Consider the following 9,299-nt stretch of genomic DNA (forward strand, 5'->3'; position numbering starts at 1 on the left):
CGTCGAGGGTGCCCTCGACGCTGACGGGCGTGCCCGTCGGCCCGCCGGTGAGCAGGACGAGCAGCTTGTAGTGGGCGCCCCGGTTGAGCGGCACCTTGGGCAGCCGGATGGAGCCGACCCCCATGGTCGGCTGCCAGGCGGCGTCGAAGTGGGTCAGGAGCCCGGGGTGGTCGGGGGCGGTCACGACGATCGCCTTCATCTGGCGGCCGGGGCCGGTGCCGTCCGGGTCGGCGAACCGCACGGTGAGTCCGGTGTTGCCCCCGTCCGTGTAGTCGTCGCCGCCGATGGCCAGGCCGCCGTCGTTCTCGATCCGGAGCAGGACGATGGTGGCGTCGGTCAGATCCTGGTTCGTGTCGAAGTACCCGCGCCGCACGGTCGCGCCGGGGCCGGTCACGGCGCTGCTGGCCGCGGCCCCGGCGCCTATGGACGTGTCGAGCTGGACGCGGTAGCCGATCCGGCGCCGGCGCGGAACCCACCACTGGACCCAGATGGCGGCGATCGAGACGAGGACACCGGCCAGCGCGGTGACCACGGCGATGATGTTCTCAGCGGTAAGCCAGTCCACCCGCGCGACGGTACGGACGTGTGTGCGGTTACGGCGGGTACGTCGCTTCCCGCCACGTGGAGTTCGTCCTTCCGTCAACCGGGTCACCAGAGGTTGCCCGGGGCTGCGGAGCGTGGGTGTAATGGCCACGAGGGGGCCTTCAGTCTGAGGAGAACCCCATGCGTGTCGTCGAAGTGACCGCCTACGGCGGACCCGAGGTCCTCAGAATGGCCCGCCGGCCCGAACCGGTGGCCGGGGACGTCCCCGGCAGGGTGCGTGTGCGGCTCAAGGCCGCCGGCGTGAACCAGGCCGATGTGCGGATCCGGGCCGGGCTGTACGCCGGTGCGGTCGGCGACCTCAAGCCCCCCTTCGTCCTCGGGACGGACTTCGCGGGCAAGCTGCTCGACCCCGTGCCCGGGATGGCCGAAGGGACTCGTGTGGCCGGTTACATCAACTGGTACGAGGAGCTGACCGGCGAGGGCACGTATGCCGAGGTCGTCTGGGTCGATCCGGCCTGGCTGGCCCCGATCCCGGACGACGTGGACTTCACCGCGGCCGCGTCCGTCCCGCTGGCCTCGGCCACGGCCCAGCAGGGCCTCGACCGGCTCGCGCTCCCGGCGGGGGCGACGCTGCTCGTGACCGGTGCGAGTGCCGTGGTGGGGCGTTTCGCGGTCCAGTACGCCCACGCGGCCGGGCTGCGGGTCGTTGCCGTCGCCCACGAGGGCGACGAGAGCGAACTGAAGATCCTCGGCGCGGACCACGCCGTCCCGCGCGGTGCGCCGGAGGACGTGGCCGCCCGGGTGAGGGCGGTCGCCCCGGAGGGGGTGGACGGGATCTTCGACGGCGCGCTCTTCGGCGGGGGGACCCTCCCGCTCCTGAAGGACGGCGGCGCCTTCGCCGCGATCGCCCCCGACCGGATTCCGGTCGCCGAGCGGAACATCCGCGTCGAGGTCGTCCGGGCCCGCCCGGACGCCGCCCGGCTGAAGGAGACGCTGGAGAAGGTCGCCGCCCGCGAGCTGATCACCCGGGTGGCCGACGTCATGCCGCTGGAGGAGGTCGCCGAGGCCCATCGCCGCGCGGAGGCGGGCCACCGGCCCGGCCGGATCGTGCTCCTGATCTGAGGGAAGCCGCCGCCCGCCTGGCACCCCCCTTGTCAGGCCCCCGTGAGAGGCTTCTGGACTCCGGCGGCGCACGACCATGCGCCGCCGTCGAGTCCGTCGACGAGCCGAGTGGATCCCAGGGGGGAACCTTCATGATCATCCGACGTCGGCGCGCACTGCGCGGCGCACTCGCCGCCACGATCGCCCTGACCGCCACCGCGGGCACCGCCTTCGCCTCCGGCGACCCGGCCGGTGCCGACCGGGCGCGTGCCACGGCCGTGGCCGAGGCCGAGCGTCAGGCCGGGGGTGCCCCGCGAACCGGTGCGCTCGCCGTCGAGGACACCCCGGTGGAGACGCCCACCTTCTCGATGATGGGCGTGCACAAGCAGACGACCGAGGGGTACCTCTACTTCCCGAACCGGGAAGGCGGCTTCGACCCCCGCCACCACCTCGAAGCCTCCTACGACTTCCTCGCCGACGTGATCGACGTCGACAACGACAAGGACGGTCGGGGGGACGGCACCTGGTTCCTCCACAAGGACGGGACCCTGAGGTACAACTGGTTCGCGGCCCCCTTCGACCAGCGCTCCAAGCAGGTCGGCACGGGCTGGAACGCCTACCGCGCGGTCCTCTCCCCGGGCAGCATCGGCGGAGCGAAGGAGGCCGACCTCCTCGGCGTCGACAGGGCCGGTGTCCTGTGGTCGTACCTCGCCCATCCGGAGGGCTCGCTCACCGCGCGCACCCGCGTCGGCGGCGGCTGGGGCCAGTACGACCAGGTCGAGGGCCAGGGCGATCTGTCCGGTGACGGCAAGCCCGACATCGTCGCCCGCGACAAGACCGGCGTCCTGTGGCTCTACAAGGGCACCGGCGACTACAAGGCCCCCTTCGCGGGCCGTACGAAGATCGGCGGCGGCTGGAACACCTTCGACCGCCTGCTGTCCGTCGGCGATCTCGACGCCGACGGCCGGACGGACCTGATCGCGCGCAAGCCGAACGGTGACCTGTTCCGGTACTCGGGCTCGGGCAGCGCCCCGGCCGTGTTCCAGCAGCCGGTCAGGATCGGCGTCGGCTTCCAGATCTACAACCTGCTCTAGGCGCCGCTGACTTGAGCGACATGTGAATGGCCCCGGCCCCCACCTGTCTGGGGGGCGGGGCCATTGTCACAAATCTGGTCTAGACCTTGACAGGTCCAGACCAATCGCGCTTCTCTGTGGCTTCCCCCACCCGGCCCCACCCGGAAGGAAGCACGCATGCTGCGTAAGTTGGTCACCGTGATGGCCGCGTTCTGTACGGCCATCGGACTCGCGGTCCTCCTCGTCCCCTCCGCCTCCGCCGGCGCGGCCGCCGCCTGCGCGGCCGCGTGGAACTCGTCCAGCGTCTACACGGGCGGGATGACGGCCTCGCACAACGGCCACAACTGGCAGGCCAAGTGGTGGACCCAGAACGAGACTCCCGGCACGACCGGCGAGTGGGGCGTCTGGGCCGACCAGGGCGCCTGTGGCGGCGGGCCGACCACCCCGCCCCCCACCACCCCGCCGCCGAGCGGCGGATTCGTGGTCTCCGAGGCCCAGTTCAACCAGATGTTCCCGAACCGGAACCCCTTCTACACGTACGCGGGCCTCACCGCCGCCCTCAAGTCGTACCCCGGCTTCGCCAACACCGGTAGCGACACGGTGAAGAAGCAGGAGGCCGCGGCCTTCCTCGCGAACGTCTCCCACGAGACGGGCGGCCTCGTCCACATCGTCGAGCAGAACACGGCCAACTACCCGCACTACTGCGACCGCAACCAGCCCTACGGCTGCCCGGCCGGCCAGGCCGCCTACTACGGCCGCGGCCCCATCCAGCTCTCCTGGAACTTCAACTACAAGGCCGCCGGTGACGCCCTCGGCATCGACCTGTTGAACAACCCCTGGCGCGTCGAGCAGGACCCGGCCGTCGCCATGATGACCGGCCTCTGGTACTGGAACACCCAGAGCGGCCCGGGCACGATGACCGCCCACAACGCCATGGTCAACGGCGCCGGCTTCGGCCAGACCATCTGGGCGATCAACGGCAGCCTGGAATGCAACGGCGGCAACCCGGCCCAGGTCCAGAGCCGGGTCACCAAGTACCAGCAGTTCACCCAGATCCTGGGCGTCCCCGCGGGGTCGAACCTGTCCTGCTAGTCGGCTACTGCCACGCGACGAACGCGCTCCAAGCGGCGGGCTCCACGGTGAACGTGGGCCCGTCGCTCTGCTTTGAGTCGCGGAGGTGGACGACGTGGGGGCAGGTGGCCACCTCGACGCAATTGCCACCGCTGTCGTCGCTGTACGAGGACTTGTGCCACGCGAAGGCGACCTCGACTCAGTTGCCACCGCCGCTGTCGCTGTAGCCGGACTTGAACCAGTGCAGGGTCTCGTTCATCTGCGTACTCCCGCCAACTCCTCGATGACGCCCAGCGACCTGCGCGGATCCAGGGCCTGTGCCCGGATCTTCGCACCTGCGTACTCGCCCTCCAACCCCGCATTCAGCGGCAGCACCTGGAGGTTCACGTTCCTCCTCCGCGCGCACTCCGCCACGTACGCCAACTGCTCCCGCATGACCTCCTCGCTCCCGATCGGCCGCCGCAGCACCGACTCGTCGAGCACCAGCTCGATCTCACAGACCTGCTTCCGGTCGAACAGCGCCTTCCGCGCCATCCGTGCGACCACCAGCTCCTCCACTCGTTCCGGACTGGGTTCCGGACGTCCGCCCGCGATCAACGCCCGCGCGTACGCCTCCGTCTGGAACAGCCCGTGGACGACGTGGTTCGCGTACAGCCACAGCGCCACCGCCTTCTGCTCGATCGGCGCGTACCCGCGGAACTGCTCCGGCAGCTTCTCCAGCCGTACGAGCTCCCGCATCTCGTCGAAGACGGACGTGCCGCCGCCCAGGACGCGTTCGAGCTGGACGAGCATGTCGTCGCTCACGGGTGGATGAGCCGTTCCATCGCGCTGATCGCCGCACCGGTGAAGCCCATCTGCGTCCCCAGCTGGTCCTGCGTCAGGCCCTTCTTCAGGCGCATTTTCTTGGCCACCGCCGCTGCCATCCGCGCCGCAGGGCCGACCGTTTCCTTGTTCTCCGCTCGCGCCATTCCCGCTCCCCATTCGGACTGAACCGATCTCAACCGGTCTCAACTGCTCCCCGCCGAATTCGACTGCCCGCAAGGTGAGTTGGTGCAGGTCAAGGGGTTACCGACGCGCCCGGCACAGTCGTGGAAAACGCTAGCGTCGGCGCGGGAACATGTCCCCGTGAATGAAGAGAATCGGGAAGTAAACGTGGACTGGATTCCAGTTTCCGGATTCCAGCTCCGTAAGGCGGGGGTGCAATTCGACGCCGTTCGGGTGGACGGTGACGAGGGGCGGCGGCTCGCCGACCGGATAGAGGCACTCACCGGGGGCGACCCGGGGCCGGTCGTGATCGAGGCGAACGGGCGACGAGGCGTCTATTTCCTGGTTCCGCCGGGGTCGACGGCGCGGAGGGCGTGGCCGCGCGGGGTCACCCGGTTCAACGCCGGTCCCGCGCACGTCGGCTACGTTCCCGTGCCCGCTCTCACCGGGCGCACCTGGCCGCTGTCCTGGCGGTTCCCGCCGACCTCGGCGGGCCGGTTCGTCCACCCGCTGCTGCTGCGGAGCGCCGTGACCGAGCTGTTCAGCGGCGTGTCCTGACCAGGAAGCGCACGCACGTGGGCGCCGAACCCGAGGATCTGGCGATCATCAAGGAGGCCGCCACGCGGCGCGGCACAAGCGGTGCCGGGATCATCCGGCAGGGGATCCACCTCGCGGCCATGGCCGACCGGGTCTGGGGCGAGCCCCTGTTCTCGCGCACGTCCGAGGGGAGCGGCCGGACACCGGCCAGGGCCGAGGTCCGCGATGTCGTGGCCGACACCGTCCGGCGTGAGGCGGACACCGAAGGGGCGACTGCGTGATCATCGTCGTGGCCGACACCTCCGGGCCGCTGGCCGCTCTTGGTTCCACCCACCCCGAGAACACGGCTGCCACCGAGGCGATCCAGGCCGCGGGGCTGCTCGTCATGTCCCCGCTCCTGCCGGCAGGGCTCGACCATGTGGCCACACGTGAGCTCGGCCGCGAAGCCGCGCTCAGACGATCCACACGCTCGACCGCCGCGATCTCCGTGCCGTCCGCTCTCTCGGGCGGCACAGGGCGTTCCGGGCGCTGCCCGACGACCTTCCGCTCCGAGCGCGGCCGGCCGCCTACCGGTGACCGGCGTCGACGGCTTCGAGCGCGGCCGACAGCCGGTCCAGGACCCGGACCGTCTCGTCGAAGGCCGCCTGGCCGCCCAGCTCCCGGACGAGCGCGGCGGCCAGCTCCGCGTGGCCCGGGTCGATGCGGGCGATCGCCGCCCGGCCCGCCTCGGTCGGGGTGAGGAGCTTGGCGCGGCGGTGGGCCGGGTTCGGCTCGTACGCCGCGAGTCCCTCCCGTACGAGCAGGTCCGCGATCCGCTGGACGCTCTGCCGGGTGATGCCCATGGCCCGGGCGATCCCGGCGACCGGGAGGGGTTCCGGCAGGACGGCTCCCAGGACCTGCCACCAGGCGGCGGTCAGGCCGGCCGGCTCGGCGAGCTTCTCGGAGACGGCGAGGAACTGGCCGTTGAGGCGGAAGACGCCCAGGGCCGTACGCGAGAGGGCGTCCTGCTGCTCGCGGCTCACGAGTTCAGCTCGGCGAACGCCGCCGGGTCCGAGTCGTGGAACAGGCGGTACCAGGCGTCCCGCTTGCCCTCGTACGCGCCGAGCACGGCGAAGACCTCGCGTGCGAACGCGACCGGCTCCGTGGGGCCGGCCGTGATCAGGTCGCCGCTCCCGGCCTCGCCCCCGGACGTCACCGCGTCCGTGTCGACGTAGTGCTCGCCGCCCTTGTAGCCGGTGGCGGCCAGGTAGAAGGAGACCGCGCTGGTGTGCGGGCGGTCGTCGAGCAGTCCCTCCTTGGCGAGTCCGGCGGTGGCGCCGCAGATCGCGGCGACCGGCACCCCGGCGTCGAGGAAGGCGCGGGCCGCTGCCGGGAAGGCGGCGAGCTCGTCGCCCTCGTCGTACTTCTCGGCTCCCGGAAGGATCAGGAGGTCGCTGTCCTCGGGCCGGAGGTCGGCGAGCGCGAGGTCCGGGACGATCCGGATGCCGGCGATGGTCGTGACGGGCTCCCCGGCGACCGGGCCGACGGTCCGGATCGTGTAGCCGGCGCGGGCGAGCCAGGCGGTGGCGTGGCCCGTCTCCCAGTCGGCGAGCGTGTCGTAGACGGCGAGGTGGACGGTCTTCGTTCCCATGGCTGCTCCCTCGGTCGATCCCGTGGTTGTTTCCCTGGCTTCGATGACAACAGACTGTCATGTCGACAGGATGCTGTCAATCGCTGGGAGGTGTTCCGTGGCACGGAACAAGGTGTCGCGTCGGCCCCGGTCTCGGTGGACAAGATGGCCATGGCCCGCCCTACCTGCGGTTCCTTACCCTCGACCCCATGACCCCTCATGTCATCGAACCCGATCCCCAGGCCGGGGCCGCCGTCAAGGCAGCCGACCGCGCGCACGTGTTCCACTCCTGGTCCGCCCAGGGCCTGATCGACCCGCTCGCCGTCGCCGGCGCCGAGGGTTCGTACTTCTGGGACTACGACGGAAACCGCTACCTGGACTTCACCAGCGGCCTCGTCTACACCAACATCGGCTACCAGCACCCCCGTGTGGTCGCCGCCATCCAGGAGCAGGCCGCGAAGCTCACCACCTTCGCGCCCGCCTTCGCCATCGACGTCCGCTCCGAGGCCGCACGCCTCATCGCCGAGCGCACCCCGGGCGACCTGGACAAGATCTTCTTCACCAACGGCGGCGCCGAGGCCGTCGAGAACGCCGTCCGCATGGCCCGGCTGCACACCGGCCGTACGAAGGTGCTCTCCGCCTACCGCTCGTACCACGGCGCCACCTCCACCGCGATCAACCTGACCGGTGACCCGCGCCGCTGGGCCTCCGACAACGGCTCCGCCGGCGTCGTCCGCTTCTGGGCGCCGTTCCTCTACCGCTCGCCCTTCTACGCCACCACCGAGGCGGAGGAGAGCGCGCGGGCCCTCCAGCACCTGGAGGACACGATCGCCTTCGAGGGTCCGGCGACGATCGCCGCGATCATCCTGGAGACCGTGCCCGGCACCGCCGGCATCATGACCCCGCCACCCGGCTACCTCGCCGGCGTCCGCGAGATCTGCGACAAGTACGGCATCGTCTTCGTCCTCGACGAGGTCATGGCGGGCTTCGGCCGCACCGGCAAGTGGTTCGCCGCCGAGCACTTCGACGTCGTGCCCGACCTGATGACCTTCGCCAAGGGCGTGAACTCCGGCTACGTGCCGCTCGGCGGCGTCGCCATCAGCGAGAAGATCGCCGCCACCTTCGACAAGCGGCCCTACCCCGGCGGACTGACCTACTCCGGTCACCCGCTGGCCTGCGCCGCCGCCGTCGCCACCATCCAGGTGATGGAGGACGAGAAGGTCGTCGAGAACGCCGCCCACATCGGCGAGAACGTCCTCGGCCCCGGCCTGCGCGAGCTCGCCGAGCGCCACCCGTCCGTCGGCGAGGTCCGCGGCCTCGGCGTCTTCTGGGCGCTCGACCTGGTCAAGAACCGCGAGACGCGCGAGCCGCTCGTCCCGTACAACGCGGCCGGCGAGGCCAACGCGCCGATGGCCGCCTTCGGCGCCGCGGCGAAGAAGAACGGCCTGTGGCCCTTCGTCAACATGAACCGCACCCACGCCGTGCCCGCCTGCAACGTCACCGAGGCGGAGGCCAAGGAGGGCCTCGCGGCCCTGGACGCGGCCCTCACGGTCGCCGACGAACACACCGCGTAACCGCGGGACGGGGCGGCCCCTTCCGTCTGGACTAGGGTGTCCGGAGCCGGACGGAGGGGGCCGACCCATGCCCGCGAGCGGAGCTGTCACCCGCAACACCTTGCGACAGCAGATCGCGGACGCGCTGCGTGACGAGGTGCTCGCGGGCCGTCTCCAACCCGGCGAGGAATTCACCGTCAAACAGATCGCCGACCAGTACGGCGTCTCCGCGACCCCGGTGCGCGAAGCCCTCGTCGACCTCTGCGCACAGGGCCTCCTCGACTCCGACCAGCACCGCGGCTTCCGCGTCCACCAGTACTCGGTCGACGACTACCGCGGGATGGTCGAAGCCCGGATGCTCGTCGTCGACGGCATCTTCCGCCGCGACGCCGCCATGGTGCCGCCCCGCTCCGCGGTCACGGAACCCGACCTCGGGGTCGGCGTCGCCCTCGTCTCGATCCGGCGCAGGGGCGAGGCGGCGGCCCGCGCCGCCCGCGCCGGAGACCTCGACATCCTCATCGGGTACGACATCCGGTACTGGCGCGAACTCGCCCGGCTGGTCGCCGCCAACGAGTACATCGCCGACTTCCTCCACCGGCTCCGCGTCCAGGCCTGGGTGTTCTCCGTCCCCTACCTGCGCTCCGAGCGGGACGTCCTCGGCTGGCTGTGGAGCGGTCACGTCGACCTGGTCGACGCGATCACCCGCGGCGACGCGGAAGCGGCCGTCGCGGTCGTACGGGAGTACAACGCCCACTCGATGGAATGGGCGGACCGGCTGGAGCAGCGGGCCCGCTGCTCCAGCCGGTCCGCCCATTCCATCGAGTGGGC

At 71.1% G+C, this 9,299-nt stretch carries 9 protein-coding genes and 4 pseudogenes; 8 read left to right on the forward strand and 5 right to left on the reverse strand.

Translation table 11 applies throughout. The features are described 5' to 3' along the window. A pseudogene (locus AOK00_RS24925) lies at positions 1-565 on the reverse strand (phosphate ABC transporter substrate-binding protein); the annotation flags it as partial. A gap of 158 nt (positions 566-723) precedes the next feature. On the opposite strand from AOK00_RS24925, the gene AOK00_RS24930 reads away from it, so the two are divergent. From AOK00_RS24930 to AOK00_RS24940, 3 genes are all read left to right on the forward strand, one after another. Continuing rightward, positions 724-1,665 carry an NADP-dependent oxidoreductase gene (locus AOK00_RS24930; RefSeq protein ID WP_055602513.1) on the forward strand — a complete coding sequence of 314 codons (942 nt, stop codon included), beginning with the start codon at positions 724-726 and terminating at the stop codon, positions 1,663-1,665. A 131-nt stretch (positions 1,666-1,796) separates the two neighbouring features. Continuing rightward, positions 1,797-2,738, forward strand: coding sequence for an FG-GAP repeat domain-containing protein (locus AOK00_RS24935; RefSeq protein WP_055602514.1), 942 nt, complete (start codon positions 1,797-1,799; stop codon positions 2,736-2,738). 156 nt (positions 2,739-2,894) lie between these two features. Beyond that, entirely contained in the window at positions 2,895-3,809 is a 915-nt protein-coding gene (locus AOK00_RS24940) for a glycoside hydrolase family 19 protein (protein WP_055602515.1), read from the forward strand. Between the two features lie 4 nt (positions 3,810-3,813). On the opposite strand, the pseudogene AOK00_RS24945 reads toward AOK00_RS24940, so the two are convergent. Next, positions 3,814-4,047 (reverse strand): annotated as a pseudogene (locus AOK00_RS24945) (DUF397 domain-containing protein). After that, a pseudogene (locus AOK00_RS24950) lies at positions 4,044-4,756 on the reverse strand (helix-turn-helix domain-containing protein). The pseudogenes AOK00_RS24945 and AOK00_RS24950 overlap by 4 nt, the downstream one beginning before the upstream one ends. 157 nt (positions 4,757-4,913) lie before the next feature. Here AOK00_RS24950 and AOK00_RS24955 point away from each other — a divergent pair. The 3 genes and pseudogenes from AOK00_RS24955 to AOK00_RS41465 all read left to right on the forward strand — a co-directional run bounded on the left by AOK00_RS24955 (position 4,914) and on the right by AOK00_RS41465 (position 5,885). Then, positions 4,914-5,330, forward strand: coding sequence for a hypothetical protein (locus AOK00_RS24955; RefSeq protein ID WP_055602516.1), 417 nt, complete (start codon positions 4,914-4,916; stop codon positions 5,328-5,330). Next, the gene (locus AOK00_RS24960) at positions 5,327-5,590 is read left to right on the forward strand and encodes a hypothetical protein (protein WP_055602521.1); all 264 of its coding nucleotides are present in this window, start codon (positions 5,327-5,329) and stop codon (positions 5,588-5,590) included. The genes AOK00_RS24955 and AOK00_RS24960 overlap by 4 nt, the downstream gene beginning before the upstream one ends. Further along, positions 5,587-5,885, forward strand: a pseudogene (locus tag AOK00_RS41465) (hypothetical protein). The gene AOK00_RS24960 and the pseudogene AOK00_RS41465 overlap by 4 nt, the downstream one beginning before the upstream one ends. On the opposite strand, the gene AOK00_RS24965 reads toward AOK00_RS41465, so the two are convergent. Beyond that, positions 5,876-6,331 carry a MarR family winged helix-turn-helix transcriptional regulator gene (locus AOK00_RS24965; protein ID WP_055602517.1) on the reverse strand — a complete coding sequence of 152 codons (456 nt, stop codon included), beginning with the start codon at positions 6,329-6,331 and terminating at the stop codon, positions 5,876-5,878. The pseudogene AOK00_RS41465 and the gene AOK00_RS24965 sit on opposite strands and share 10 nt — an antisense overlap. Next, the gene (locus AOK00_RS24970) at positions 6,328-6,939 is read right to left on the reverse strand and encodes a DJ-1/PfpI family protein (protein WP_055602518.1); all 612 of its coding nucleotides are present in this window, start codon (positions 6,937-6,939) and stop codon (positions 6,328-6,330) included. The genes AOK00_RS24965 and AOK00_RS24970 overlap by 4 nt, the downstream gene beginning before the upstream one ends. Before the next feature lie 188 nt (positions 6,940-7,127). Between AOK00_RS24970 and AOK00_RS24975 the strand changes: the two genes are divergently transcribed. Together AOK00_RS24975 and AOK00_RS24980 are read left to right on the forward strand one after the other, a co-directional pair. After that, positions 7,128-8,492 (forward strand): aspartate aminotransferase family protein, encoded by a 1,365-nt coding sequence (locus AOK00_RS24975; protein WP_055602519.1) that lies wholly within the window; start codon positions 7,128-7,130, stop codon positions 8,490-8,492. Positions 8,493-8,559: 67 nt separating this feature from the next. Then, positions 8,560-9,299: GntR family transcriptional regulator (locus AOK00_RS24980; RefSeq protein WP_055602520.1), on the forward strand; the 740-nt coding region annotated here is incomplete at its 3' end.

The organism is Streptomyces aureus (genome assembly GCF_001418135.1).
Taxonomy (GTDB): domain Bacteria; phylum Actinomycetota; class Actinomycetes; order Streptomycetales; family Streptomycetaceae; genus Streptomyces; species Streptomyces aureus_A.

Coding starts and splice junctions, on each gene's coding strand:
- AOK00_RS24930 (WP_055602513.1), top strand. CDS start 724: ATGCGTGTCGTCGAAGTGACCGCCTACGGCGGACCCGAGGTCCTCAGA.
- AOK00_RS24975 (WP_055602519.1), top strand. CDS start 7,128: ATGACCCCTCATGTCATCGAACCCGATCCCCAGGCCGGGGCCGCCGTC.
- AOK00_RS24935 (WP_055602514.1), top strand. CDS start 1,797: ATGATCATCCGACGTCGGCGCGCACTGCGCGGCGCACTCGCCGCCACG.
- AOK00_RS24940 (WP_055602515.1), top strand. CDS start 2,895: ATGCTGCGTAAGTTGGTCACCGTGATGGCCGCGTTCTGTACGGCCATC.
- AOK00_RS24970 (WP_055602518.1), bottom strand. CDS start 6,939: ATGGGAACGAAGACCGTCCACCTCGCCGTCTACGACACGCTCGCCGAC.